Source organism: Microbacterium sp. GbtcB4, assembly GCF_019091465.1.
Taxonomy (GTDB): Bacteria; Actinomycetota; Actinomycetes; order Actinomycetales; family Microbacteriaceae; genus Microbacterium; species Microbacterium paraoxydans.
Genome location: NZ_JAGXJJ010000002.1, coordinates 382,157 through 406,609, shown reverse-complemented (window position 1 = coordinate 406,609; position 24,453 = coordinate 382,157). Strand labels below are relative to the sequence as shown.

Here is a 24,453-nt window from a genome sequence, read left to right as displayed (position 1 = left end):
GATCCGACGGCGTACCCGGATGTCAACCCGATCTTCGATGCAGACGATCCGGACGCCCGGCCGTCGGCGGCCGACGTCCGCGCTGCTGCCGCTGCTGCTGCTGCGCGGCCGGCGCCGACCGCCGACAGCGACGAGCCTGGCGAGGCCTCGTCCACGCAGGGCGCATTGGTGCCGCTGCTGATCGGGGGCGGGGTCCTGGTCGCTGTCCTTCTTGTGGGCGGCATCATTCTCGCGGTCGTGCTCGCGCGATCTTCACGACGACGGAACAACGAGCACCGAGGCGCGCAAGACCGGTAGGGCGCCGGGCATCAGCGGAAGTGGCGTGCCGATGCTTCAGGCCATTCATCGATCGAACGTAGAAATTTCGATACGGATCTGTCCAGGCCGTTGGAAATGGGCACCGACCTGCTTTAGCCTATGTGCGGAAACAGATTGTCGGGGGTTGTTCCGAAGTCGTCCCGTATCGGGAAGGCGCTCCCCCGCGTGTGTCCTCATGGGGACCGGAGGGAGTGAGTAATGGCTGATGTCATCTCCGCAGAAGAGGGGGCTCTGCGTCGCGGAGCCCAGGCCGTGCGGGAGACGAAGTCCGGGATCGATCAGCAGACCAAGAAGGTCCGCGGTGAGATCGAGCAGCTGCGCGGGTTCTGGACGGGTGCGGCCGCCGCATCGTTCACCACGCTGATGTCGCGGTGGGACGAGCAGGCTCGTCAGCTCAACGAGGTCCTCGTGACGCTCGAGGATGCCCTCGCCGGCACCGAGCGCGACCAGGCCGCGACCGAAGAATCCCACCAGCAGACCATCGCGGGCCTCGGCTCGATGATGGGCGCCTGAGCGCAGTCCGCAGAGATTTCAAGGAGAACATGATGCAGTCGATGTCCGTTCGCCCGGAGCAGGTCAACGCTCTCGCGGCGCAGATCCGCAGCGGGTCGCAGGGTATTCGTTCCGAGCTGGACCGCCTCGAGTCCGAGGTCAGCAAGCTTCGTGCGGCGTGGGATGGTGCCGCGCAGCAGGCCTACGACCAGGCGCAGGCCAAGTGGAACCGCTCGCTGAGCGAGATGCAGCAGCTGCTCACGCAGATCGCCGGGAAGACCGAGGAGATCTCGGGTCAGTACGTGCAGACCGACAAGTCGGCTGCGGGGCGCTTCGGCGCGTGAACCCGGGGCGCGGGTCTGGCGCAGAGATGCGTCGGGCCCGCGCCGTCTGCTGTGCTTTTCGGTGAGCCACCGGACGGTACAGCAGGCGTGACGGGATCGCCGGAGGAAAGAAGAGGGGGCGTCGATGACCATCGGAATCGACTTCGATCAGATCATGGCTGAGCTCAAGCGGCTGGCCCGTGAAGCAGCGGCTTTTCCTGCCGCGAACGAAGTCGCCGTGTCCGAGGGTGGCACGTCGAAGGCGACGGATGAGCTGCGCACCGCGGTGGCCGTCGCGGCCGAGCGCCTGGGCATGGCGACCCAGAACGCCGTCGATTCGTTGAATGCGACGCAGGAGACCATCCGCCAGGCCGTGATGATGATCGCGGAGCAGGATGCAGCCATCGCTGATGAATCGAAGCTAATCCTGTCGCTTCTCGACTCTGCCGTCGCGCAGAGCGATGGAGAAACGAATCCGGAGGCCGACTACTGATGCGACGCGGTGTGCCAGCCAGCGCATCCGGCGCGGTCGCGTCGATCGTCGCGCTGGCGCTTCTCCTCCCTGCTTCCGCTCACGCAGCGACGCTGGAGTCGGGTCTGTGGTGGTTCGATCGCGGCAAGGTGCAGGCAGCGCACGATGCGGGCTTCGACGGGACGGGTGTCACCGTCGCGGTCATCGACGGTCAGATCAATCCCGACGTCGTCGGTCTCCGCGGCGCGGATCTCGAGGTGAAGGACTCCTACTGTCGCGACGCCGCGGGAGACCCGGTGCCGGCAACGTCGACCGATTATGTGGCGGCATCGCACGGGACGCACGTCGTCTCGATGATCGCAGGGACCGGAGATGCCCCGGCAGGCGGCGTTCCTGTCGCAGGGGCCGCGCCTGGTGCGAAGGTCCTCTACTACCCGGCGATCGTCACTGATGGGGTGTTCGATACCGCGATGGGTGAGAGGTCCGATGAGCAGTGCCTGCTCGAGGACGGCAGCACGGTCATGGCTGATGGGACGACCGGGATGTCACGCGCGATCGAGGACGCGGTGGAGGATGGCGCGGACATCATCTCGATCTCCCTCGGCGGCACGGACGTGACCAAAGCGCTCGCCAAGGCGGAGGCTGCAGGCGTGATCGTCGTGGCGGCGCTCCCGAACGACTCCAGGTTCGCCGTGCAGCCTGCCGGGGGGAACGGCGTCGTCGCGGTGCAGTCGTTCGGGGCCGACGGCAAGATCCAGAGCTCTACGCCCATTGAAGGGGGTGAGCCTTTCCCGAACCAGAGCGACCATGTGATCGTGGCGGCGCCCGGAGTGGGTGTGCTCGGGCAGGGCAGCGAGAACTCCTGGGACGAGCAGGTCCTCCTCACCGGCACGTCGTATGCGACGCCGATCGCGGCGGGCTTTCTTGCCGTGGTGAAACAGAAGTACCCGGATGCCACCTCGGGTCAGCTGCTGCAGAGTCTCATCCGCAACACGGGCACCAAGGGTGAGCACGAGCCGGAGTGGAACGACAGCGTGGGTTATGGAGCGGTCTCGCTGACGGGGATGCTCGCTGTCGATCCGACGGCGTACCCGGATGTCAACCCGATCTTCGATGCAGACGATCCGGACGCCCGGCCGTCGGCGGCCGACGTTCGCGCTGCTGCTTCGGCGACACCGGCGCCGACCGCCGACAGCGATGAGCCTGGCGAGACTTCGTCCACGCAGGACGCCTTGGTGCCGCTGCTGGTCGGGGGCGGGATCCTGGTCGCTGTCCTTCTTGTGGGCGGCATCATTCTCGCGGTGGTGCTCACACGATCTTCACGACGACGGAACAACGAGCAAGGGGGAGCCCATGGCCGGTAAGCAGGCTGGTGGCGGTTACGAAGCGGAACTCAATCGCATCCGAGCTGTTGAGGACTGGCGCATCCCGAAGGCTCCTGCGCTTCAGAACGCGCTGCGGTCGTTGGACAGTGCGCTTGCTGCTGTGCTCGCATCGTCCGCCTGGGAGGGGAGCGCTGCCGAGAGCGCCAAGACGTCGCTGAACACCCTCCGCGCGCAGTTCCGCAACGTAGAAGCGCACGTTTCACACATCACGCGGGTCATCGACACGGCGAACTCGATCCGCCGGGAGACCGCAGCGGCAGAGCTTCCGAGCGCGCAGGTCGATTCCTTCTGGGCGAACGCTGCGCGCGTCGGTTCGGTGGTCGTCCACCCCGTGTTGGGGCCGCTTGCCGCCGACACCGCACTCGATGCCATCGGGAACTTCCTCGGCAACAAGCGGGAAGAAGAGGCCCGAAAGATCGTCGAGCGGGTCGAGGCGTCGCTCCAGGAGCCGGCCAAGGAACTCCTTGAGTCCTCAGAGCGGGTGGCGTCGTTCAACATGGACGTCACCGTGCCTGGCGGCACGGATGACCAGCCCGGCGGATCCGATCCCGGGGTGACGGCTCCACGGATCTCGTATCCGAGCGGCATCGGAGGCCCGTCCGGCTCCGCACCCGGTGTCGGAGGTGTCACTCCTCCCGGCGGCGGTGTCGGCGAGTATCATCCCCCGGTCCCGACGAACCCTGCGGTGCCCTCGGTCCCCGCCGGGCCGGGCGATGGAGGATGGGTTCCGGAGGGTCCCGGCGATCGTCCGGGCGATGTGGGTATCGATGATCCCTCGATCGACTCTCCCGGCGGTGGTCTCCTTCCGGGCGGGCCCGGTGGCGGTCTTCCTGGCGGTTCCGGTGGTCCCGGCGGCTCGGGCTCCGGCTCGCTTCCCGGCGGCGCCCTCCCGGGCGGCGTCTTCCCCGGCGGTAGCGGGGGTCTCGGCGGCATCGTGGGCGGTGGCGCCGGTGCGGCGGCGATCGCGGCGAGCTCGAAGATAGCCGGCTTCGGCAGCATGGGCGGACTCGGCGGTGCGGGCCTGGGCCCGGGTGCCGGTGCCGGACTCAAGGCCGGTGGCGGTCTGCTCGGCAATTCCGCGGTCGGCGGCGGCGTCGGCGGCGTCGGTGGTGCGGGCGGTATGGCCGGTGCCGGCGGCGTCGGCGGGGCGGGTGCCTCGGGCACCGGGTCTTCCGGCGCGGCAGGTGCCGGTGGCCGACCCGGCATGGGCATGATGGGCGGCGCCGGAGGCGCGGACGAGGAGGAGAAGGCGAAGCGTTCGGGCCTCGGTGGTCCTATCGCGCCGAAGCTGGAGGACGACGAGGAAGTTGGCCCCCGCGCCAAGGGCGCCCGCGCCGGATCCCGCGACGAGCCCAACAACTGAATGACGCCGCTCTGGTCCGAGAAGGCGCGGTACGGGGGATGAGTGGACGCAGTGAGCTGACCCGTGGGCGCGCCGTTTCCGGGATGCGGCGGGCAGCGGCAGCGTTCCTTGCTACGGCGTTGACCGCGCTTTCGCTTGCGGCCTGCGCCCCGAGCGGCGCGACGGTGCTCACTGTGACCTACGCGACAGACGGCGGAGAGCAGACTCTGACGTTAAAGCCGGACCAGATCAGCTGCGACTCGGACAGTGCGCACGGGCTTGCGATCTCGAACGATCCACAGGGACGCTTTTCGATCCGGCTCGACAGCGACCGCCGTGGATCGGTCGGCGCGGGTAGCGATGAGGGGCTGGTGCTCTTCGAAGGAACGGAACTCCACCTCAGCGCCTCAGATACCGTGCTCACCATCGGAGAGTCCGGCGGCGAAGTATCCCTCGTCGAGGGATGGGAACCCGGTGACGATGTGAATGTCACGGCTGATGATGCCGAGCGGTACCCCGCGACGTTGACCGGATCGATCACCTGCGACGGCCCTGTCGCCCAGCCGAGTACCGAGCCTCGGGCCTCCGGTGAGGCGGCCGCATCGGATGCGTCCGAGGGCGGGCTGTGGTATTTCAACCGGGGCAAGGTGCAGGCCGCACAGGACGCCGGCCTCGACGGTTCCGGAGTGACGATCGCCGTGATCGACACCCAGGTGAATCCGGATGCTCCCGGTCTGCGGGGCGCTGACCTCCAGGTGCGGGAGGAGTCGTTCTGTTTCGACGAGTCGGGAAAGCGGTATGACGCGATCTCCTCGGACTATGTCGCGGCGAATCACGGCACGAACGTCGCCTCGATGATCCTGGGCACGGGAGAGGCGGTCGGCGGCACCCCCATCAAGGGCGTGGCGCCGGGCGCGACGGTGCTCTATTACAACTCGATGATCACCACCAGCGCGCCGGAGGGGAACGACGTCGAGTCCACCTGCCTGCAGGAGAACGGCGAGCTGATCAACGACGATCTGAGCGATGAGGGAATGCGCCGCCCCTCCGGCCTGGCAAAGGCGATCTCGGCGGCGGTGGACGACGGTGCGGATATCATCTCGGTTTCGCTGGGCGGGCTGGTCGACGCCGCGGATTCGGTGGCGAAGGCTCATGCGGCCGGAGTCGTGGTGTTGGGTTCGCTGCCGAATGTGGGCGGGGTCGGCGACTGGCCTTCGAGCTACAACGGTGTCGTCGCCGTGCAGGCGTTCGGTCCCGACGGCAAGATCCAGTACTCGACGTACGATCCGGTGCTCGCCGAGCCCTCGCCGAACCTGAGTGAGGACGTGAAGGTGGCGTCTCCGGGGCTGGAGATCATCGCGCAGGGCACCGCGGACTCGTGGGACGCGCAGCAACTGCGTTCAGGGACCTCATTGGCGACGCCGATCGCGGCGGGCTTCCTGGCGGTCTTGAAGCAGAAGTACCCGGAGGCGACGTCCAATCAGCTCATCCAGAGCATGATCCACAACACCGGGACGAAGGGCGAGCACGAACCGAAGTGGAACAACAGCGGCGGGTACGGGGCGATATCGCTCTCCGGCATGCTGGCTGTCGATCCGACGAAGTACCCGGATGTGAACCCGCTCTGGGACGCCGACGATGAGAACGCTGTTCCCCAGCAGGCCAACGTGGACGAGGAAGCCGCGCTGCTCGCCGCGAGCGCTTCTCCGCAGCCGACGAGTGAGGCGGGATCTGACTCGGGTACTGCCGGGACAGGTCTCGCGCCGCTGCTGATCGGCGGTGGGGCCGTGCTCGCCATCCTCGTCATCGGCGGGGTCGTCCTTGCCGTAGTGCTGACCAGCTCGTCACGACGACAGACCGCCGCGCAAGGGGGAAAGCATGAGCACTAAGCGCAATCGGTCACTCGACTCGTTGTGACCGAACGGAGGGGGAAGAAGATGCCGGAGGGAAATGACGTTCTCGCGTCGATGGAGGCGTTGAACGCGAAGATCGATGCGCAGATCGCGCGTTCGCGCGTGCTCGCGGAGGAAGCGGCGCGGGTGTCTGCCGAGGCGACGCAGACCACGGCGACGGTCACGTCGTCGGATGGTCGGGTCACGGTGGTGGCGCAGCCGACCGGGGCGATCGCCGAGGTGCGGCTGTCGAGCGCCATCGACGATGCGATCGCGCTCGGCGCGACGATCACCGCCACGATCGCCGCGGCTCAGCGCGCGGCGGCCGACGCCGTGGTCGAGTCCCTGGCGCAGACGCTCGGCGCGGATTCCGGGCTGGTCGACGCGGTCCGGCGCGACGTCCAGGCCGCGTTTCCGGCCCCGGGCGACGACACCCTCGGGTACCGCTGATGGCCACGATCGAGGTCAACCCGTCCCGCCTGGCCGCGGCTGCGCGCTCCATCGGCGATGCGTCGGCGAACATCGATGCCGCCCTGGAGCAGCTCGTCGGGATCGCCGGCGTGCTGCGGGATTCGTGGTCGGGGGAGGCCCAGTCCGCGTTCGACTCCGCGCACGGGCGCTTCGACCTGTCGATGCGGGAGCGCAGCGCCCTCGTCGACGCCATCGCGACCACCCTGGACGATCTCGCGACGTCGTACTCCGAGACGGACCTGGCCGGCCAGCGCGCACTCGGGGGGTAGCTGAACATGACGATGTCGGGAGGATGGAAATGACCACGGGAGCGGCGAACCAGCAGATCGTCGTCGACGCGGATCTGCTGCAGGCTCATGTGCGGGCGCTCTCTGATGCCGCGGATATCCTGCGCGGCGCCGCGGCGAACGCGGCCGGCGGCGTGGGCGGAGAGGCGTTCGGGGCCCTGTGCGCCCCCCTGCTCGGCCCGGCGGTGTCGGCACTCGCAGAGGCATCCCGGTCGACGCTCGCGACGGCGAGCGCGCTCTCGGCACTGACGTCTGCGGCTCTCGCGGCCACTGTCGGACAGTTCCGCGAGGTGGAGGAGACCGCCGTGACGACCTTCCGCGCGATCGAAGGACAGGCGCTGTGACCGCGGTCGCCGCGATCAGCGGCCAGGTGCGATCCGGGTCCTGGGCAGCGGGCGCTGCGGGCTACACGTCGGCGCAGGCCGATTGTGCGAGCATCCCCGGCATCGCCGGTCTGCTGATCCAGTACATCCAGCCCCTCCGCGAGTGGTTCGACGATCTGCTCGGCGACCCGGGCACCGTCGGCGCCTTCGCGGCCCGCTGGGAGGACGCGGAGCGCGCGCTCGGAAGGACGCACGCGATGCTCAGCGACGCTGATCGTCGGCTGGTCGACCTGGACGGCCGCACGGTCAGGGCGTTGCGCGAGCGCTTCTCCGATGTGCTCTCCGTGAGCGAGGACGGCGTGCAGTGGACGGGCGCGACTGCGAGCGCCGTGCGTGCGGTCTCGCACATCATCGAGTCCACTCGCGTGCTGATCTGCGACTTCCTCGGCCGTCTCAGCCGATTCGCCGAGGACCTGTTCGGATGGTCGGTGAACCCGCTGTCGAAGCTCAAGGACCTCGAGCGGTTCGCGAACTCCGCCGCGGAGTTCGTCACGGTCGGCGGCGCGCTCGTGAAGAACCTGATCAGCGCCGTCGTCTCGCTCGCGGAACTGCTGTACAAGCTCGTCCCGCTGGTCGGCGACGCGCTGCAGCGGCTCCGCGGAGTGGTCGCCGACATGATGCCGGTGCTCGGGGGACTGTTCGGCGGCCCGCTCGGGATCCCGGGCGGGAACGTGCTGGACGACTTCCTCGACACGGACGTGAACGTGCGGGAGATCGACCCGGATGACCTGAGCGGGAGGGCGCTCCTCGCGTGGATCGAGGCGCACGAAGTCACCGACCTGCGCTCCCTCTCGGATCTCGTCGCGGTGAACACGACGACGGACGCCATGGGTGGTCAGGACGCGACGGTCATCGACATCAAGCAGGTGCGGGCGGCGGACGGTTCGACCCACTGGGTGGTGTCGCTGCCCTCGACGCAGCCGTGGGAGTTCGACGGGCCGCACGGTGCGATGAACGACCGCGACAGCAACCTGGCTCTCATGATGGACAACCCGGTCTTCCGTGGCCAGTACGAGCGCGCGGTCCTGCAGGCGATGCAGGAGGCGGGGATTCCCGCCGGAGCTGATGTCGTCCTGACCGGTTTCAGCCAGGGCGGCATCATGGCGGCCAACCTCGCTGCGGACCCGACCTTCCCTTACAAGCCGCTCGCGGTGGTGACGAACGGCTCGCCCGTCGACAACTTCGCGGTGCCGCCGCACGTCCCCGTCTATGCGTTCCAGCACGCGTCGGACATCGTGCCGATGACCGATGGAAGCGCGATCGCGCTGCCGGGTCTTCCCGGCATCGCACCGATCGATGTGCCGCACACGCCGATCACGGTTCTGCCGCCGAACATGCACCAGATCACGCTCCCCGACCCGCCAGGGAAACACCTCTTCGATGCGCACGACAATGATGCGTACGCGGAATCCGTCGCCGCGTGGGAACGACACTATCGGTCAGAGAACGATGGCGAAGACCCCTGGGATCTCGCCGGACTCGGGGGGCAGGTCATCGACCACCAGGTGTATTCGGGGGTGGAGCATTGAGGCGTCGTCGCGAAATCATCACCGCCGTGCTTCTCACAGGGGCGGTCTTTTCCGTTACCGGTTGCTCGCTGGTAGCTGGCGATCTGGCCGACGACGAAGTCGAGGAGATCCCCGCGGCGCTCTTGGCCTCCGATGTCGGAGTCACCGAGGCGTTTGCAGAGAAGGCGACGAGCGGACTCTCCTTCGAGCTGTCGGTCGGCGTTTATCTCGATGATGCGGAGTTCACCGAGTCGGACCTCGCGTCGGTTCTTCAGATCATCATCGATGAGAACGATCTGCCGACCGATGACATCGAGCTTGCGGTCCGTGACGTCGACGGTGAGGCCATCGACCTCGAGTCGATGATGGAGCGGTTGGTCCCGGGAGTCGTTGACACGTCTGTGTATGGGCACGTCACGCTCACGACCGACGGCGCACGCGAGATCATCGATGCCGTCGAAGCGGGGTCATCGTGACCCTCCGGACCTCCGGCGGCGGCGCCGCGCGGCGAGAGTCTCGCGCAGTGGATAGGGTGCAGGTGTGTCAGTCGAGATCGTAGAGCGGCGTCGGATCGTCCTCCAGAGCGAAGACCGCCGCATCGACCTCTCCCTGCCGCTCGACGAGACGCTGGAGGACGCCCTCACCCTGAGCGGGATCCCCGACGCAAACCGGTTCGTCACGATCGGACCCGGGGGATACGAGATCCCCGGCGACACCGAGTGCGAAGACCTCGTCGACGGCGGCCTCTATGCGCTCATCGACCGCACGGCTCTGGCTCCGCAGGCGCGCCCGGCAGAGAAGGCGACGGGCCCGACGCGCACCGACCACGGCGCACGGTGGTGGCTGCTGGCCGTGAGCGGGATGCTGCTCGTCGCGGTCTTCGCCCAGGGCGCCGTCGATCCTCTGATCCGGCTGCTCGTCGCCCTCCTCGTCGCCGCGGGTGCGGTCGGCGGCGCCGTCGCGTGGGCGCGACGCGACTCCGCGGCGGGAGTGCGCGGCATCCTCGGGGTGCTCGCGCCCGTGCTGCTGTCGTTCGCGGCCGGCGCTCTCCTCATCCCGGCCGGGCTGGAGGACGCGTCGCACCTGTCGACCGCCACCGGGTTCCTCGCGGCCGGCATCACCACCGCGATCATCGCCGTCACGGCCAGGGCCCGGCCGATGCGCGCCGCGGCGGGGACGGCGACGGTGCTGCTCGTGGGCCTGGCCGCCGTCTGGGGCCTCGCCCTGCTGCTGCGGTGGGGGGAGGCGGAGGCCGCCGCCCTCTCGCTCGGGCTCGTGCCGCTGGGCCTGCGCGCGCTCCCGAGCAGCCTCGTCAACCTCCCCGAGGGCTACTTCATCGACTACAAGCACTTCATGACCAGCCGGTGGACCGTGCGCGGAGCCATCCCCGAGTCGGTCGGGCTGCTGCATCCGGAGCGCATCACCGCGGTCGTCGACGATTCCTCCGCGCGGCTCATCGCGGGCACCGCCGTGCTCAGCATCGTGGCCGCGGTGATGGCTCCGGTCGCGTTCCTGCGGCCCTGGCCCGACGATGCGTTCGTGGTCTCCGGCGGGATCGCCCTGCTCTGCTGCCTCGCGCTCGCCCTGCTGCTCACGCCGCGGCACACCACCTCCCGCCTCCTCCGATGGTTCCCCCGCGCCGCGGCCGCCGTGGTCTGCCTCGTCGCCGGCATCCAGGTCGCGGCGGCCCTCGGGAGCGGCTTCCATTTGCTGGGAGCGGCCCTGCTGTTCCTCGTCGGGTTGGCGGCGGTCGCCGTCGTCATCCCGGTGTCCAAGGGCGCGAAGTCGCTGGTCTGGTCGCGGGTCGGAGACGCGTTCGAATGGCTCGCCGTCGCGCTCGCCCTGCCGTCGGCCCTGCTGTACGCGAATGCGCTCTCCCTGGTTCGTGGAATGATGGCCGGATGAGCGGGAACGGCCCATCACAGTCCTGGCCGAGCGGGGGTCCGATCCCGCCGATGGCGCCCGGCGGAGACCGTCCGGGGGAGATCCCTGCGCTGCCGCCCGCCCTGATCGCGGCGCCCCCCGGTGTCGACGGCACGCCGCTGCGCCAGACGCCCGCGCCGCCCACGCCGATCGCCTCGTCGCGGCGCACCGTCCCTCGGCCGGCCGAGGGACTCGGCCCCGCCTTCCGCGGAGCCCCCGCCGGCACCGTTCAGCGGATCGCGGCCTTCACCCTCGACGCGGCCGCCGTGTTCCTCGCCTCCGCCGTCGTCCTCGTGCTGACCCAGAGCGTGCTGCTCGCCGGCCTCACCGTCTTCGAACTCGCCCTGTTCCTCTGGGTGCTGGAAGCGCGCACCGGCCTCACCCTCGGCAACGCCGTGCTGCGCCTGCGCAGCGCGCGCGCCGACCGGCCGTGGTCGCCGGGGATCGGGCGCCAGTTCGTCCGCGGTATCGTCACCGGCGCCGGCTTCCTCGTGGCTGTCGGCAGCTGGGTCGTCGTCGCCTCCAGCGCCTGGGATCGCGGCGGCAGACGGCAGTCCTGGGCCGACCGCGTCGCCGGCACCGTCGTGGTCGCCGTGCCCGCGAAGGCGGCCGTCGAGGCTCCGCCGGCTCCCGCCCCGGGGGAGGCCGCTCCGCTCGCTCCGCCGCAGGTCGTGCCGCTGGTGGCGTCGCCGTCCGTCGTGGACGAGGACTCCCAGCCCACCGACGCCCGCGCCGCCTCCCGCCGTACCGAGACCCCGGAACCGGCAGCACCCGGATCGGATCGGCCGCTCTTCACGGTCGCCCCCGCCCCGGCGCCGCAGACGGGTGCCGAGGCCCCCGCCCCCGAGACCGGGGCGCTGCTGCTCATCTTCGACACCGGCCAGCGGGTGCAGCTCGCCCTCCCCGTGGCCGCGAACCTCGGGCGCGGCCCCGTCGCCAGCGCCCACGACGACCGCCTCATCGTCGTCACCGACCCCGATGCTTCGGTCTCGAAGACCCATCTGCGCATCGAGCACTCCCGCGGCCGCACGTGGGTGACTGACTTCGGTTCCACGAACGGCTCCGACGTCCGCAGCGACGACGGACAGACGACTGAGCTGGTCGCCGGCGAGCGCGTGCTCCTCGACGACGCCGACCGCGTCCGCATGGGCAACCGCAGCTTCACCATCAGCCTCCTGCTAGGTACAGACAGCAGCGCCGGAGAGAGAGCATGACAGGACCCCGTCTCGCCCCGCCCCGTGTCCCCTCCGGGAGGCTCCCGGTCCAGGCCCCGCCGGAGCTGCAGCCGAACGACGGCGGCATCGGGATCCTCGGGTCGCTGCTGCCCATGCTCGGCAGCGTCGGCGCGATCGTCATGGTCACCATGTCGAACCAGTCCGTCACGGGTCTGCTGACCGGCGGCATGTTCCTGCTGTCCTCGCTCGGCTTCGTCGCCGTCAACGGCTGGCGGCAGCGCTCTCAGCGGCAGGCGGCCACGCTCGGTGCCCGGCGCGAGTACCTGGCGTATCTGACCGAGCTGCGGCAGACCGTCCGCGTCGCCGCCCGCCAGCAGCGCCGCTCCGCGAACTGGCATCTGCCGGCGCCGTCGACCCTGCCGTACCTCGCGGAGGAGCGCACCCGCGTCTGGGAGCGCGGCGTCAACGACCCCGACTTCCTGTCGGTCCGCGTGGGGGTCACCGATCAGCCGCTGTGCGTCACGCTCGAAGCCCCGGAGCTCCCGCCACTGGCGCAGCTCGACCCCGTCGCCGCCTCGGCCGCGCACCGCTTCATGCTGACGCACGAGGTCCAGAAGAACCTCCCGCTCGGCGTCACCCTCCGCGACTACGCCCGTATCGAGATCACCGGCGACGAGGACGAGACCCGGGCGCTGGCCAGGGCCATGCTGCTGCACGCGGCCACCATGCACGACCCCGACGTGCTGCAGATCGTCATCGCCGCGGACACCGGAGTGCTCCCGCAATGGGAGTGGGCGAAGTGGCTGCCGCACACGCACTCGCGCACCGTGCGGGACGGCCTCGGCGCCGCCCGCATGATCGGCTCGCAGCTGTCGGAGCTCGAGGACATGCTGCCGCCCGAGGTGCGCGAGCGCTCGCGCTTCGCCCGCGACGGCTCCGGACCGAAGACGCCGCACATCGTCATCGTCACGGACGGCGCCACGACGTCGTTCAACGACGCCCTCGTCACCGGCGACGGCGTCCAGGGCGTGACCGTGATCGACCTGCCCGCCCGGTGGGGCGACCTCGACGACCCGAACGCCCTGCGCATCGCGTTCGAGACCGGCGGTGCGAGCACACGCGCCGAGCTCGTCAGTCTGCAGGTGCCCGCACGCCCGTTCGAGGCCGACGCGATCACCATCGTCGAGGCCGAGGCGACCGCTCGTCGGCTCATCGCCCTGTACTCGGGCGGCACGGCGATCGCGAGCAAGAAGAGCGCGACCGGCCAGGCCGAGCTCGTCGAGCTCCTCGGTCTTCCCGATGTGCGCGACCTCGACCTCGACGCCGCCTGGGCACCGCGCCTGGAGCGCGACCGGCTCCGCGTGCCGATCGGCCAGACCGAGGACGGCAGCCCGCTCATCCTCGACATCAAGGAATCGGCGCAGCAGGGTATGGGCCCGCACGGCCTCATCATCGGTGCCACCGGCTCGGGGAAGTCGGAGGTGCTCCGCACGCTCGTGCTCGCGCTCGCGATGACCCACTCGCCGGAGCAGCTCAACTTCGTGCTCGTCGACTTCAAGGGTGGCGCGACGTTCGCCGGCATGGCCGACATGCCGCACGTCTCGGCCATCATCACGAACCTCGGTGAGGAGATCTCCCTCGTCGACCGCATGCAGGACGCGCTCCAGGGCGAGATGGTGCGCCGACAGGAGCTGCTGCGGGCCACCGGTCCGTTCGCCAACGTGGCCGACTACGAGAAGGCGCGTCGCGGCGGCCGCACCGACCTGGCGCCGCTGCCGGCCCTGCTCATCGTCGCCGACGAGTTCTCCGAGCTCCTGTCGGCCAAGCCGGAGTTCGTCGACACGTTCGTCAACATCGGCCGGCTCGGCCGCTCGCTGCAGGTGCACCTGCTGCTGTCCTCCCAGCGGCTGGAGGAGGGCAAGCTGCGCGGCCTCGACACGCACCTCTCCTACCGCATCGGGCTTCGGACGTTCTCGGCGGCCGAGTCCCGCACGGTCCTCGGCGTGCCGGACGCCTATCACCTGCCCACGCAGCCGGGCGCCGGCATCCTGAAGTCCGACACCGAGACCATGACCCAGTTCCGCGCCGCGTATGTGTCCGGACCACCGCCGCGTCGTCGTCGTCGGGCCTCGTCCGGCTCCGGCCAGAGCACGGGTTCGACCGCGGTCGAGCTGTTCACCGCCGCGCCGGTGTGGCGGGCGGAGGCACCGGTGGACGAGCCGGAGGTCGTGGTCGACGCCGAGCCGGAGGAGAAGCGCAACACCTTCGAGATCGCGGTCGAGTCCATGAAGGGACGCGGCCCCGCGGCGCACCAGGTGTGGCTGCCGCCGCTGGTGACACCGGCCACCCTCGACCAGCTCTTCGGCGACCTCGTCGAGGACCCGTCGCTCGGTCTCGTCTCCCCGCGCTGGCGGAAGGCGGGAGCGCTCACGGTCCCGCTCGGCATCGTCGACGTGCCGCTGGAGCAGCGCCGCGAGAACCTCGCGGTCTCGCTCGGCGGCGCGGCCGGACACATGGCCATCGTCGGCGCGCCCCTGAGCGGTAAGAGCACGCTCGCGCGGACGACGGTCGCCGCCCTGGCGCTCACGCACACGCCGCAGGAGGTGCAGTTCTTCGTCATCGACTTCGGCGGCGGCAGCTTCACCGGCATGCAGGACTTCACGCACATCAGTGGCGTCGCGACGCGGTCCGAGCCGGACGTCGTCCGCCGCACGGTGGCTGAGGTCACCAGCCTGCTGAACGCCCGCGAGGTGTACTTCCGGCAGCACGGCATCGACTCGATCGACGCCTACCGGCAGCGCCGCGGGCAGGGACTGGCCGACGACGGCTACGGCGACATCTTCCTCATCGTGGACGGATGGGGCACGCTGCGCGCCGAGTTCGAGATGCTCGAGCCGCAGATCCAGGCGATCGCGGCCCGCGGTCTCACCTACGGCGTCCACGTCGTGATCACGGCGGCGCGCTGGATGGAGATCCGGGCCAACATCAAAGACCTCATCGGCACCCGCATCGAGCTGCGTCTCGGCGACCCGACGGATTCCGAGGTCAACCGCAAGGCGGCGGAGAACGTCACGGCCATCCCCGGCCGCGGTCTCAACGACCGCGGTCTGCAGATGCTCACGGCGCTGCCGCGTGTCGACGGCGTGGACGACGCGTCGAGCCTGCCGGACGGGATCGACGACCTCGTGGCACGGGTCGCGGCGGCGTGGCACGGTCCGGCAGGGCCCAAGCTGCGGCTGCTGCCCTCGCGCATCAGCCATGCCGACCTGCGCGCCGTCGCGGCCGCGCAGTCGCTGGACGGCACGGAGCCCCGCGAACTCCTGCTGGGCATCGACGAGGCGAACCTCGCCCCGTTCTCGATCGATCCGGTCGCCGAGCCGCTGCTGTATCTGTACGGCGACGCGGACTCCGGCAAGTCGTCGATGCTCCGCGGCGTCGTGCACGAGATCACGCGTCTGTACGGGCCGACCGAGGCGAAGATCTTCGTCGTCGACTACCGTCGTGCCCTGCTCGGCGAGATCCCGCAGGAATACCTCGGCGCCTACCTCACGTCGCACGAGATGACCGAGGGCGGGATGAACGAGCTCGCGCAGTTCTTCCGGAGCCGCATCCCCGGACCCGACGTCACGCCCGACCAGCTCCGCAGCCGGTCGTGGTGGAAGGGGGCGGAGGGTTTCGTCCTCATCGACGACTACGACCTCGTGGCGACCTCGCAGGGCAATCCGGTCGCGGTCCTCGCGCCGCTGCTCGCGCAGGCGGCCGACCTCGGCCTCCACGTGATCCTCACCCGCCGCACCGGCGGGGCGAGCCGCGCCGCGTACGATCCCATCATCCAGCGCATGACCGACCTGGGTGCGACCGGCATCCTGCTCTCGGGCAGCCCCGAGGAGGGCCAGCTCATCGGCAAGGTGAAGGCCGTTCCCGCGATCCCGGGCCGTGCGCAGATCGTCAGTCGCGATCGGGGCCTCGTCTCCGCGCAGCTGCTGTGGGTGCCGCCGAGCTACGAGTGACAACCGAGGAGAGACCGAGATGACCTTCGAACCGACGCCGGCCGCAGCGCCGATGGTCCCACCCGTGCTGTACCTGCCCCTAGGCGTGACGTCGACGCCCGAGGAGCAGCTCGTCGAGATCCGGGAGTTGAAGGACGGGCGGCGTGCACTGCTCGCCTACACCGCCCTCGACCGGCTGCTGGAGCTCGCCGGCGAGCGGCAGCCCTGGGTGCTGGTGCGCACCGAGGACCTCGGTCAGATCAAGGAGGCGCAGCCCTACGATGTCGTGATCTTCGACCTCGACGTGCCCGCGTCCTACCGCCGGAACGGAGCCATCGCATGAGCCGCATCTCGATGGACCCGGAGGTGATGGCCGTCCACGCGGACATGCACGAGGAGGCGGTCGAGCTCATCGAGACGAAGCTCTCCGGCATTCCGACGGCCGTCGACGGCGGACTCGCCTCCGACACGGTCGCCGCGATCATGCAGCGGGTGGGGGAGGGCGTCGACGCCCTCTACCGGATCAACGGCACCCTCGGAGAGATCGTCCGCGCCATCGCCGACGACGCGGAGACGAACGAGCAGGACGTGATCGACCAGCTCGACCCGGTCGCGGCCATCGTCGAGGACCTCTGATGACGATCGACACGACCACGTACGGCGACGCCGACCAGGTGCAGGCGGCCGCGGACTGGCTCGACCCCGACCTGAAGGACGCCGCAGACGCCTCCTCCAACGTCACGACCTTCATCCCGACCGGGGTGCGCGGGCACTGGTACGGCGAGTCGGCGGACGACTACGTCACGATCCTCTCGCGCACGACCGACGCCGCGAAGGAGATCAAGGACCTCGCCCGTGACGCCGCCGAGAAGCTCCGGTCGTACGCCGGGCAGCTGCGGCGCATGAAGGAGGACTTCGCGACGCACCGCGACAATGCGAGGGCGGCGGGGCTCCCGGTCAACGGCATGATCATCGGCCGGCCGGTGTCCCTGATCCCGGTGTGCCCCACCTCGCGGGACGACCCCTACTGGGACGAGTGGCAGGAACACCTCGACCGCATCGAGCTGTACAACGAGATCGCCGCCGACGTCGGCTCCTGGTGGGGCGAGCTCGAGGTCTGGATCAGCGAGAACCTCGACGGATTCCTCGGGACCATGCCGAGCCAGTCCACGGCGGACAAGATCCTGTCCGGTCTGCGGGAGGCGAGCGGCGAGGTCCCGAAGATCTACCTCGAGGGCCAGGGCCTGGCGTGGGCGGAGACGGCGGCCGAGCTCACCTCCCACGCGGAGGATCTGCGTCTCGGAGCATCGGACTTCGTTCGCGAGCTGCGCTCCGGCAATCCCGCCGTCAAGGCCGCTGCCGAGGCCGCCAACCCCACCGGGATGCGGTGGGCGGCGGATGAGGCCGAGGATCTGGCCCGCGGACTCTCTCGCGCGAGTCGGGCGGTGCCGTTCATCGGCTGGGGCGTCGACGCCTGGAATCTGGGCTCGGCGATGTCGTCGGGCGACGACCCGTCGTCCACCGCGGTGGAGATCATCGGCGGTGCGGCGGGTGGCGCCGCTGCGGCTGCCGGTGTCGCCGCGCTCGCAGCGGCCGGTGTCGTCACGCTCCCCGTGTGGGGCACGGCGGTCGTCGTGGGCGGGGCCGCGGTGGCGGTCGGTGCCGGTGCGGTGTGGGCCTACGAGAACTGGGTCCCGCAGGACGTCCGGGAGTCGATCGACGCCGGCATGGCGGATGCGTGGGACGCCACGACGGACTTCGCGGAGGACGCCTGGGAGAACACGACCGACTTCGTGGGCGACGCGGGGCACAACATCGGCAAGGCGTGGAAGGGACTGTTCGGGTGACAGGGCAGCAGCAGTCGACGTCTCCGGAGACGATCTGGGTGCCAGGTCATCCGGGGTGGCAGGGGCAGCAGCGGGCGACCACGGCACTCACCGTGTTCGGCGTCGTGTTCGCCATCGTGGTCCTGCTGTTCAGCCTGATCCTGTTCGCCGATCCGGCTCCGGCGATGAAGGCTCTGGGGATCGGTGTGCTCGCGGCCGTCGCCGTGGGCGTCTGGCTGATGGTGGCGCACGCCCGCGTCTCCCGGGTCCGAGTCGTCCGGCCGGTCGTCGACGGTCCGGCGATCGCGTTCGGCGGGGCCGCGGGAATCGTCTGGCCGCTGCGCGCCCTCGCGCCCGTGGGGGCCCTGCTCCTCGCGGCGTGGGCATGGAGCATCTTCACGGTGCCCGCAGACCGACTGCCGCTCCTCACCCTGCTCCTCCTCCCGGTGGTCGCGCTGATCATGACGGTCGCCGGCATCCGGTCGTGGTTCCGGGCTCCCTCCGCCCATCGCCTGACGCTGCGCCCCGACGGGCTGCAGCTCCGAATCCCGCGCAACAACGTGGCCGTGGCATGGGAGGAGGTCGTCGGCGCCGGCCTGGAAGGCAACCGTGTGGTGCTGCGGACGGCGACCGCGCAGCCGTCGTCGTGGGCGGCGGCCGACCTCGCGAGCGACCCTGTGCTCCTGGCCGAGCTCGTCACCTTCTACGCGAACCGTCCCGACGTCCGTGCCGAGATCGGTGCGGGCACGCTCGCCCGCCTGCGGTCCGGCGAGTTCTAGGAAGACCTTTCCGTATACGCGAGGGTTCGACGGTGTGATCCTCGGGGGTCGTCGCCAGAGCGTCAGTCCGTGAGGCGGAACTCGATGCTCGCGGTCCGTTCCGGGTCCTCGAACCGGATCGAGCCGGAGGTGAAATCGACCTGCCGATCCGCGGGATCGATGGGAAAGTCGCCGTTGGCGGCCTCGTCGAACCGTAAGACAAGCGGCGGGTCGTCGGAGAAGGTTTCCCAGACACCGGAGCCGCGGAAGTTGTCTTGCGTGTCTCGGTACTGGAGGGGATTAAAGGAGGCGTCGCTCATCGTGAATGTGCCGTCGCGGTTGATCGTGAGGGTGCCGTTGTCGTCGCCAACCGCTTCCCACACGCCGACGGGAGAGGTGACATGTGGGGCGGGGGTGCAGCTGGCGAGGCCGAGCATGGTGGCAAGGACGAGTACGGGCGACAATACGGCATTCGGAAATGAGCCTCGGAGGTGAGCCATGAGGTGTCAGTTCGCGAGACGGAATTCGATGTTCACGGTTTGTTCCGGGTCCTCGAACCGGATCGTGCCCGACGTGAAGTCGACTTGCAGTCCCGCGGGGTCAACGGCGAAGCCGTCGTTGGTGGCTTCGTCGAATCGTAGGACAAGCGGTGGGTCGTCAGAGAACGTCTGCCAGGTTCCTCGTCCGTGGAAATCGGCCGAATCAGTGCGCCAGATGGGGTCAAAGGAGGCATCGGTCATCGTGAATGTGCCGTCGCGGTTGATTGTGAGGGTGCCGTTGTCGTCGCCGACCGCTTCCCAGACGCCGATGGGAGAGGTGACGGCGGGGGCGGGGGCACAGCTGGCGAGGGTGAGTATCGTGAGAAGGGCAAGAGCAACCGCCGCGATTGCTGAGCGGGCGCGGAGGATGAAAGTCATGAGTACACCGTTTCGGTCCAGACGATGGTCTGATGCTGGGGCGCGAACTCTCCGTGACTAGCGTAGGCCGACGTCATGGCGGCCTCCACGAGGGGCACGTGCGCGCCACCCGTGCCGGGGATGCGCGTTGCGGAGTCGATGGTCGTGTCGTTGTTAATGATGTACGTGACTGCCACGCCTCCGTCTGGCTGGGACTCTCCGGCGTGCACCTCCAGCTCATATGAGCCGAGAAGGGACTCGGGCAGGTTTTGGCCTCCGAGTAGGGAGCTGGGAACCCCGCTCGTGAAGACGTTGAAACCGTCCTGAACGAGAACCCAGGGGTTGTCGCTGATGACCCGATCGTAATAAAGGGGTATCCCACCCTCGACTAATCTCCCACTGCGGAGCGCATCAACCACCTCGGTGCGGGCACCGTTGATGTGGTCGCTGTGCATCAGGGTTGCAACAAACGGATCGTCTGGGCCGAGGACGACCCCGCTCGCACCGTCACGGCCACTGAGGAAGTCACTGAGCAGATCCCCTACACGTCCGTTGGCGAGCTCCCGCGGGCTTTTGCCAGACGGGCTGGCGGTGCAGTCGAGAGCTCCCCAGGCTTCCGACGCGGTTCTGGCAAGCAGGGCGGCGAGGACCTGGTCCGCCTTCTCACGGGCATCGGCGAGGCGGGCGAGTTCGTCGGCTGCATCCTGCGCATCGATCGTCGCCTGCTGCTCGGCATCGAACCGCCGCGCGAGTCCCTCGGGGTCTGTGCCGAAGAGGGTCTCGCTGTGGACACCGTTGAGGATGAGCTCGGCAGCTTCGAGTCGGTGCTTCAGAGGTGCGGCTCGGCGAGCGATCTCGGCCACCGTATCAGCGTAGGCGAGGATCCCTTTGCCGGCGATCCGCATCGCCTCCTCGGAGGCCTCCAGACGGTCGTGGAACTCGAGGATGCGGGCGCGGAACGCGTCGGCGCTCTCCCCGGTCCAGATGTCGTCGAGGTCGCGGAGAATGGCGGACACGGCCGATCTCGCGTCCGCGAGGCCCGACGCCTGCGAGTCCGTCCACTGCTTCGCCCTGTCGCACGCGGTCAGGTCGCCGGCGCCAGGGTCGAACCTCGTCCAGTTCGGCACTACCGGACTTCCAGCGCCTCGATGAAGGCCGTCACGGCATCGACGTGCGCCTGCTCCGTGGCGAGAAAATCCTGCGCCGTGTCGTCCACTCCGCTCGCCAGGCCTCGACTGGAGAGCATGAGGACACCATGCGCTTCGAACCACGTAGACACGAACATCTCCGCACCGGACGAGACCAGGTCGCTGAGCGCTTCCGTGAGGTCGAATCCGCCATCGAGACGTGCTTTGCCGTGAGAGATGTCATGGAGCGACCGCGCCACTCGGCGCATGCCACTGACGTCGATGTGAAGACCGTTGCGCACTGTTTCCCCCGGAGACCCCCGCCCCGGATCCAGGCTAACGAGGAGAGAGGACGACGGTGAAGAGAACGGGGACGCTGTATACCGGTGGCTCAGCGGGCGGCGGCGTCGGCGAGATGACGCGCCTCGTGGCCGAGGACCTTCACGATGATGCCGTGGCGCCGGAGCTCGGCGACCGTGCGCGCGCCCTCCTCGGCATCGAGCCCCAGAGCCCGGATGTTCGCCACCACGACCACGTCTCCGGTCCGGAGCGTCGAGATGAGCCGCGCGAGGCGGTCGTTCCAGCTCTCCAGGATGTCCGGCGCCGGGTGACGGAAGCCCTCGATGGGCACGCCGAAGCGGGTGAGGTCGGCGCGCTGCTCGACGACCGACGGCATGCCCTCGCGGGCGACGACGAGGCCGACCAGGCGGGAGCCCGCGGGACGCGCGGTCCAGAAGTTGCGGTTCTGCTGCAGCTCCGTGAAGCACTTCGGGCACTTCGCTGCGTCGTGCGGGAGGTGGAGCGGGCTCGTCAGCGCATCGTCGAGAGACGGCGTCGTTCCCGCCGGGTCAATCGTGTCGCTCATCCCGCACCTCCGCCCTCTATTCTGCCCTGCCGAGGCGTCCCGCGGCGACCGGATCAGAGCAGTCCGAGGGCACGGACTGCCTCCCGCTCCTCCACGAGCTCCGCGACCGAGGCGTCGATGCGCGCGCGGGCACGGTCGTCGATCTCCAGGCCCTCCACGATGCGCCACTCGCCGTCGACGGACTGCACGGGGAACGAGGAGACGAGGCCCTCGGGAACGCCGTACTCTCCGCGCGAGACGACGGCGGCGGAGGTCCAGTCCTCGGTCCCGCGGACCCAGTCGCGCACATGGTCGATCGTCGCGCTCGCGGCGGAGGCGACGGAGGATGACCCGCGGACCTCGATGATCTCCGCGCCGCGCTTGGCGACCCGGGGGATGAACGTCTGGTCCAGCCACGCCGGGACGTCGCCGACGATCCGCTCCAGGGCATCCTGCACGGGCTTCCCGCCGACGGTCGCATGCGACACGTCGGGGAACTGCGTGGCCGAGTGGTTGCCCCAGATGGGCACCCGCCGCACCGTGTGCACGGGGGCGCCGAGCGTCTGGGCGAGCTGGGCCCGTGCGCGGTTCTCGTCCAGCCGCGTGAGGGCGGTGAAGCGGTCGGCGGGCACGCCGTCGGCCGCCGCCGAGGCGATCAGGGCGTTCGTGTTGGCCGGGTTGCCCACCACGGTCACGCGGACGCCGGGGTCGGCGTTCGCGGCGATGGCGGCGCCCTGCGGCCCGAAGATGCCGCCGTTCGCGGCCAGCAGGTCGCCGCGCTCCATGCCGGGACCGCGGGGGCGGGCGCCCACGAGCAGGGCGAGGTCGCAGCCGTCGAAGCCGACCGCGGCGTCGTCGGTCACCTCCACGTGCTCGAGCAGGTCGAATGCGCCGTCCTGGAGCTCCAGCGCCGCACCCTCTGCCGCGCCGAGCCCCTGCGGGATCTCCAGCAGCCGCAGCCGCACCTTCTCATCCGGACCGAGCATGTCGCCGGCGGCGATGCGGAAGAGGAGCGCGTAGCCGATCTGTCCGCCCGCGCCGGTGATGGTGATCGTGGTGGCCATGTCACGAGCCTACGTCCGTCGCGGTGTCGGCGCGCGGAGTACCCTCGACGCATGACGTTCAATCCCGACGCCGACCTCTCCCGCAACACCACGCGCCGCCGCGGACGCACGGCGGCGATCGCGGGCGGCTCCGGCGTCGGCGTGCTCGCCCTCCTCGCCCTCATCGCCGGCCCGCTGCTGGGCATCGACCTGAGTGGACTCGTCGGCGGCGCGCCCGGGGGCGGGAGCGAGCCCGGCGGCGGTTCGGCCATCGAGAACTGCGACAGCGGCGCGGACGCGAACGCGAACGTCGACTGCCGCATGGCGGGGGCGCAGCTCGCGCTCGACGCCTTCTGGGAGGACAACGTGGAGGGGTACCAGGCTCCGCAGCTCATCGTCGTCGACGGAGCGACCTCCACGCAGTGCGGTACCGCCTCCAACGCGGTCGGCCCGTTCTACTGCCCGCCGGAGGAGACCGTCTACATCGACCCCACGTTCTTCCAGCTCATGCAGCAGCAGTTCGGGGCCTCGGCCGGGAACCTCGCGCAGCTCTACATCGTCGGGCACGAGTGGGGGCACCACATCCAGAACCTCCTCGGGGCGATGGAGGAGTACCCGAACAACGGGACGGGCCCCGGCAGCAACGGCGTGCGCATGGAGCTGCAGGCCGACTGCTACGCCGGCGGCTGGCTCGGCCGCGCGACCGAGCAGACCGACGCCGACGGCGATCCGTACCTCGAGAAGCCGACGGAGGAGCAGATCCGCGACGCCCTGAACGCGGCGTCGACCGTCGGCGACGATCACATCCAGGAGCAGTCCGGGCAGGTGAACCCGGAGACCTGGACCCACGGCTCCAGCGAGCAGCGTCAGCGCTGGTTCGCGGAGGGATACCAGAACGGGCTCGATGCGTGCGGGCAGGTGTTCACCCTCCCCGCCGATCAGCTCGACCCGTAGGCCCGGTGGTCCCGCCGTTGTCAGATAACGTGGACTCGGCAGGACCGCACGACCGGTTGGGGGACCGAACATGACGAACACCGAGGGGCTCTATCCGCCCATCGAGCCGCACGAGACCGGAGTGCTGCTCGTCGGCGACGGGCATCGCGTGGCCTGGGAGATCAGCGGCAACCCCGAGGGTAAACCCGTCGTGTTCCTCCATGGCGGCCCCGGCAGCGGCACCTCGCCGTGGCAGCGCCAGTTCTTCGACCCCGACGTCTACCGGATCGTCCTTCTCGATCAGCGCGGATGCGGTCGGAGCACGCCGTCCGCCGCGGAGCCGGAGGCCGATCTCCGGCACATCACCACCGCGCACCTCATCGCCGACCTCGAGCTGCTGCGCAAGAATCTCGGCATCGAGACGTGGCAGGTGTTCGGCGGGTCCTGGGGCAGCGCCCTCGCGCTCGCCTACGCCCAGGCGCACCCCGATGTGGTCTCCGAGCTGATCCTGCGCGGGATCTTCACGCTCCGTCGCGCCGAGCTCGAGTGGTTCTACGAAGGCGGGGCGGCGGCGCTGTTCCCCGACCTGTGGGAGGACTTCATCGCGCCGATCCCGGTCCTGGAGCGCTCGCGGATGATCGAGGCGTACCACCGGCGGCTCTTCGACCCGGACCCTGCGGTCCATGAACGGGCGGCCCTCGCGTGGGCCGCGTGGGAGGCGGCGACCGTCGCGCTGCGCCCCGACCCGGAGCAGATCGCGGCGATGGCGGACCCCCGCCGGGCCGTCGCTTTCGCACGCATCGAGAACCACTTCTTCGTGCACCGCGGCTGGTGGGCCGAGGGACAGCTGCTCGCGGGGATCGACGCCATCCGGCACATCCCGACCGTGATCGTGCAGGGCCGCCATGACGTGGTCACGCCGATGATGACGGCGTGGGACCTGCACCGTGCCTGGCCGGAAGCCGACTTCCAGGTGATCGACGACGCGGGGCACTCCGCCGCTGAACCCGGCATCCGTGCGGCTCTCCGCGCCGCGACCGATCGGTTCCGCCCCGAGGCCTGACGC

At 69.8% G+C, this 24,453-nt stretch carries 26 protein-coding genes and 1 pseudogene; 21 read left to right on the top strand and 6 right to left on the bottom strand.

The annotated features are described in order from the left end of the window. The 19 genes and pseudogenes from KVS71_RS05895 to KVS71_RS05805 all read left to right on the top strand — a co-directional run. Nucleotides 1-297, top strand: a pseudogene (locus KVS71_RS05895) (hypothetical protein); the annotation flags it as partial. 219 nt (nucleotides 298-516) lie between these two features. Further along, nucleotides 517-831: a WXG100 family type VII secretion target gene (locus tag KVS71_RS05890; RefSeq protein ID WP_025104644.1), complete on the top strand. Its 315-nt coding sequence runs from the start codon at nucleotides 517-519 to the stop codon at nucleotides 829-831. Between the two features lie 41 nt (nucleotides 832-872). Further along, on the top strand, nucleotides 873-1,154 hold the full coding sequence (locus KVS71_RS05885; RefSeq protein ID WP_081811619.1) for a WXG100 family type VII secretion target: 282 nt from the start codon (nucleotides 873-875) through the stop codon (nucleotides 1,152-1,154). Nucleotides 1,155-1,278: 124 nt separating this feature from the next. Further along, complete coding sequence (locus KVS71_RS05880) at nucleotides 1,279-1,626, top strand: hypothetical protein (protein ID WP_060923659.1); 348 nt, start codon at nucleotides 1,279-1,281, stop codon at nucleotides 1,624-1,626. A gap of 11 nt (nucleotides 1,627-1,637) precedes the next feature. Then, nucleotides 1,638-2,969: a S8 family serine peptidase gene (locus KVS71_RS05875; protein WP_368874558.1), complete on the top strand. Its 1,332-nt coding sequence runs from the start codon at nucleotides 1,638-1,640 to the stop codon at nucleotides 2,967-2,969. Further along, nucleotides 2,959-4,353, top strand: a complete 1,395-nt coding sequence (locus KVS71_RS05870) for a hypothetical protein (protein ID WP_157547054.1) — start codon at nucleotides 2,959-2,961, stop codon at nucleotides 4,351-4,353. Before KVS71_RS05875 ends, KVS71_RS05870 begins: the two co-directional genes overlap by 11 nt. Before the next feature lie 38 nt (nucleotides 4,354-4,391). Beyond that, nucleotides 4,392-6,221 carry a S8 family serine peptidase gene (locus tag KVS71_RS05865; RefSeq protein WP_247641871.1) on the top strand — a complete coding sequence of 610 codons (1,830 nt, stop codon included), beginning with the start codon at nucleotides 4,392-4,394 and terminating at the stop codon, nucleotides 6,219-6,221. A gap of 48 nt (nucleotides 6,222-6,269) precedes the next feature. Then, complete coding sequence (locus KVS71_RS05860; RefSeq protein ID WP_217584101.1) at nucleotides 6,270-6,674, top strand: YbaB/EbfC family nucleoid-associated protein; 405 nt, start codon at nucleotides 6,270-6,272, stop codon at nucleotides 6,672-6,674. Further along, complete coding sequence (locus KVS71_RS05855; protein WP_060923472.1) at nucleotides 6,674-6,964, top strand: WXG100 family type VII secretion target; 291 nt, start codon at nucleotides 6,674-6,676, stop codon at nucleotides 6,962-6,964. Before KVS71_RS05860 ends, KVS71_RS05855 begins: the two co-directional genes overlap by 1 nt. 29 nt (nucleotides 6,965-6,993) lie before the next feature. Continuing rightward, entirely contained in the window at nucleotides 6,994-7,326 is a 333-nt protein-coding gene (locus KVS71_RS05850) for a hypothetical protein (protein ID WP_060923471.1), read from the top strand. Further along, the gene (locus KVS71_RS05845; RefSeq protein ID WP_144880596.1) at nucleotides 7,323-8,894 is read left to right on the top strand and encodes a hypothetical protein; all 1,572 of its coding nucleotides are present in this window, start codon (nucleotides 7,323-7,325) and stop codon (nucleotides 8,892-8,894) included. Before KVS71_RS05850 ends, KVS71_RS05845 begins: the two co-directional genes overlap by 4 nt. Before the next feature lie 26 nt (nucleotides 8,895-8,920). After that, on the top strand, nucleotides 8,921-9,349 hold the full coding sequence (locus tag KVS71_RS05840; protein WP_060923469.1) for a hypothetical protein: 429 nt from the start codon (nucleotides 8,921-8,923) through the stop codon (nucleotides 9,347-9,349). Nucleotides 9,350-9,413: 64 nt separating this feature from the next. Continuing rightward, the gene (locus KVS71_RS05835; protein WP_158698509.1) at nucleotides 9,414-10,778 is read left to right on the top strand and encodes a hypothetical protein; all 1,365 of its coding nucleotides are present in this window, start codon (nucleotides 9,414-9,416) and stop codon (nucleotides 10,776-10,778) included. Further along, the gene (locus KVS71_RS05830; RefSeq protein WP_167627853.1) at nucleotides 10,775-12,010 is read left to right on the top strand and encodes an FHA domain-containing protein; all 1,236 of its coding nucleotides are present in this window, start codon (nucleotides 10,775-10,777) and stop codon (nucleotides 12,008-12,010) included. Before KVS71_RS05835 ends, KVS71_RS05830 begins: the two co-directional genes overlap by 4 nt. Continuing rightward, the gene (eccCa, locus tag KVS71_RS05825; RefSeq protein ID WP_217584100.1) at nucleotides 12,007-15,981 is read left to right on the top strand and encodes a type VII secretion protein EccCa; all 3,975 of its coding nucleotides are present in this window, start codon (nucleotides 12,007-12,009) and stop codon (nucleotides 15,979-15,981) included. Before KVS71_RS05830 ends, eccCa begins: the two co-directional genes overlap by 4 nt. 19 nt (nucleotides 15,982-16,000) lie before the next feature. Then, nucleotides 16,001-16,303 carry an SAV_915 family protein gene (locus tag KVS71_RS05820; RefSeq protein ID WP_060922239.1) on the top strand — a complete coding sequence of 101 codons (303 nt, stop codon included), beginning with the start codon at nucleotides 16,001-16,003 and terminating at the stop codon, nucleotides 16,301-16,303. After that, the gene (locus KVS71_RS05815) at nucleotides 16,300-16,596 is read left to right on the top strand and encodes a hypothetical protein (RefSeq protein WP_105949206.1); all 297 of its coding nucleotides are present in this window, start codon (nucleotides 16,300-16,302) and stop codon (nucleotides 16,594-16,596) included. The genes KVS71_RS05820 and KVS71_RS05815 overlap by 4 nt, the downstream gene beginning before the upstream one ends. Further along, nucleotides 16,596-17,807 carry a hypothetical protein gene (locus KVS71_RS05810; RefSeq protein ID WP_217584099.1) on the top strand — a complete coding sequence of 404 codons (1,212 nt, stop codon included), beginning with the start codon at nucleotides 16,596-16,598 and terminating at the stop codon, nucleotides 17,805-17,807. Before KVS71_RS05815 ends, KVS71_RS05810 begins: the two co-directional genes overlap by 1 nt. After that, nucleotides 17,804-18,565 carry a hypothetical protein gene (locus KVS71_RS05805; RefSeq protein WP_217584098.1) on the top strand — a complete coding sequence of 254 codons (762 nt, stop codon included), beginning with the start codon at nucleotides 17,804-17,806 and terminating at the stop codon, nucleotides 18,563-18,565. Before KVS71_RS05810 ends, KVS71_RS05805 begins: the two co-directional genes overlap by 4 nt. A 62-nt stretch (nucleotides 18,566-18,627) precedes the next feature. Here KVS71_RS05805 and KVS71_RS05800 read toward each other — a convergent pair whose 3' ends face one another. The 6 genes from KVS71_RS05800 to KVS71_RS05775 form a co-directional block, all read right to left on the bottom strand. Beyond that, a complete protein-coding gene (locus tag KVS71_RS05800) occupies nucleotides 18,628-18,981 on the bottom strand; it encodes a copper resistance protein NlpE (RefSeq protein WP_217584097.1) in 354 nt (117 codons plus the stop codon). A gap of 69 nt (nucleotides 18,982-19,050) precedes the next feature. Beyond that, nucleotides 19,051-19,461 (bottom strand): hypothetical protein, encoded by a 411-nt coding sequence (locus tag KVS71_RS05795; RefSeq protein ID WP_217584096.1) that lies wholly within the window; start codon nucleotides 19,459-19,461, stop codon nucleotides 19,051-19,053. Beyond that, complete coding sequence (locus tag KVS71_RS05790; RefSeq protein WP_217584095.1) at nucleotides 19,458-20,567, bottom strand: hypothetical protein; 1,110 nt, start codon at nucleotides 20,565-20,567, stop codon at nucleotides 19,458-19,460. Before KVS71_RS05790 ends, KVS71_RS05795 begins: the two co-directional genes overlap by 4 nt. Then, the gene (locus KVS71_RS05785; RefSeq protein ID WP_217584094.1) at nucleotides 20,567-20,869 is read right to left on the bottom strand and encodes a hypothetical protein; all 303 of its coding nucleotides are present in this window, start codon (nucleotides 20,867-20,869) and stop codon (nucleotides 20,567-20,569) included. Before KVS71_RS05785 ends, KVS71_RS05790 begins: the two co-directional genes overlap by 1 nt. A gap of 89 nt (nucleotides 20,870-20,958) precedes the next feature. Beyond that, complete coding sequence (locus KVS71_RS05780) at nucleotides 20,959-21,432, bottom strand: dehydrogenase (protein ID WP_217584093.1); 474 nt, start codon at nucleotides 21,430-21,432, stop codon at nucleotides 20,959-20,961. 53 nt (nucleotides 21,433-21,485) lie between these two features. Next, nucleotides 21,486-22,475 (bottom strand): malate dehydrogenase, encoded by a 990-nt coding sequence (locus KVS71_RS05775; RefSeq protein WP_217584092.1) that lies wholly within the window; start codon nucleotides 22,473-22,475, stop codon nucleotides 21,486-21,488. A 51-nt stretch (nucleotides 22,476-22,526) separates the two neighbouring features. On the opposite strand from KVS71_RS05775, the gene KVS71_RS05770 reads away from it, so the two are divergent. After that, nucleotides 22,527-23,408, top strand: coding sequence for a neutral zinc metallopeptidase (locus KVS71_RS05770; RefSeq protein WP_217584091.1), 882 nt, complete (start codon nucleotides 22,527-22,529; stop codon nucleotides 23,406-23,408). Nucleotides 23,409-23,478: 70 nt separating this feature from the next. Further along, nucleotides 23,479-24,450, top strand: a complete 972-nt coding sequence (gene pip / locus KVS71_RS05765) for a prolyl aminopeptidase (protein WP_217584090.1) — start codon at nucleotides 23,479-23,481, stop codon at nucleotides 24,448-24,450. Nucleotides 24,451-24,453 lie beyond the last annotated feature (3 nt).

Bases quoted from the DNA above. Each gene is read 5' to 3' on its own strand.
- eccCa (WP_217584100.1), top strand. From the start codon at position 12,007: ATGACAGGACCCCGTCTCGCCCCGCCCCGTGTCCCCTCCGGGAGGCTC.
- KVS71_RS05780 (WP_217584093.1), bottom strand. From the start codon at position 21,432: ATGAGCGACACGATTGACCCGGCGGGAACGACGCCGTCTCTCGACGAT.
- KVS71_RS05850 (WP_060923471.1), top strand. From the start codon at position 6,994: ATGACCACGGGAGCGGCGAACCAGCAGATCGTCGTCGACGCGGATCTG.
- KVS71_RS05865 (WP_247641871.1), top strand. From the start codon at position 4,392: ATGAGTGGACGCAGTGAGCTGACCCGTGGGCGCGCCGTTTCCGGGATG.
- KVS71_RS05830 (WP_167627853.1), top strand. From the start codon at position 10,775: ATGAGCGGGAACGGCCCATCACAGTCCTGGCCGAGCGGGGGTCCGATC.
- KVS71_RS05890 (WP_025104644.1), top strand. From the start codon at position 517: ATGGCTGATGTCATCTCCGCAGAAGAGGGGGCTCTGCGTCGCGGAGCC.
- KVS71_RS05870 (WP_157547054.1), top strand. From the start codon at position 2,959: ATGGCCGGTAAGCAGGCTGGTGGCGGTTACGAAGCGGAACTCAATCGC.
- KVS71_RS05880 (WP_060923659.1), top strand. From the start codon at position 1,279: ATGACCATCGGAATCGACTTCGATCAGATCATGGCTGAGCTCAAGCGG.
- KVS71_RS05795 (WP_217584096.1), bottom strand. From the start codon at position 19,461: ATGACTTTCATCCTCCGCGCCCGCTCAGCAATCGCGGCGGTTGCTCTT.
- KVS71_RS05860 (WP_217584101.1), top strand. From the start codon at position 6,270: ATGCCGGAGGGAAATGACGTTCTCGCGTCGATGGAGGCGTTGAACGCG.
- KVS71_RS05855 (WP_060923472.1), top strand. From the start codon at position 6,674: ATGGCCACGATCGAGGTCAACCCGTCCCGCCTGGCCGCGGCTGCGCGC.
- pip (WP_217584090.1), top strand. From the start codon at position 23,479: ATGACGAACACCGAGGGGCTCTATCCGCCCATCGAGCCGCACGAGACC.
- KVS71_RS05770 (WP_217584091.1), top strand. From the start codon at position 22,527: ATGACGTTCAATCCCGACGCCGACCTCTCCCGCAACACCACGCGCCGC.
- KVS71_RS05820 (WP_060922239.1), top strand. From the start codon at position 16,001: ATGACCTTCGAACCGACGCCGGCCGCAGCGCCGATGGTCCCACCCGTG.
- KVS71_RS05775 (WP_217584092.1), bottom strand. From the start codon at position 22,475: ATGGCCACCACGATCACCATCACCGGCGCGGGCGGACAGATCGGCTAC.
- KVS71_RS05815 (WP_105949206.1), top strand. From the start codon at position 16,300: ATGAGCCGCATCTCGATGGACCCGGAGGTGATGGCCGTCCACGCGGAC.
- KVS71_RS05810 (WP_217584099.1), top strand. From the start codon at position 16,596: ATGACGATCGACACGACCACGTACGGCGACGCCGACCAGGTGCAGGCG.
- KVS71_RS05800 (WP_217584097.1), bottom strand. From the start codon at position 18,981: ATGCTCGGCCTCGCCAGCTGCACCCCCGCCCCACATGTCACCTCTCCC.
- KVS71_RS05885 (WP_081811619.1), top strand. From the start codon at position 873: ATGTCCGTTCGCCCGGAGCAGGTCAACGCTCTCGCGGCGCAGATCCGC.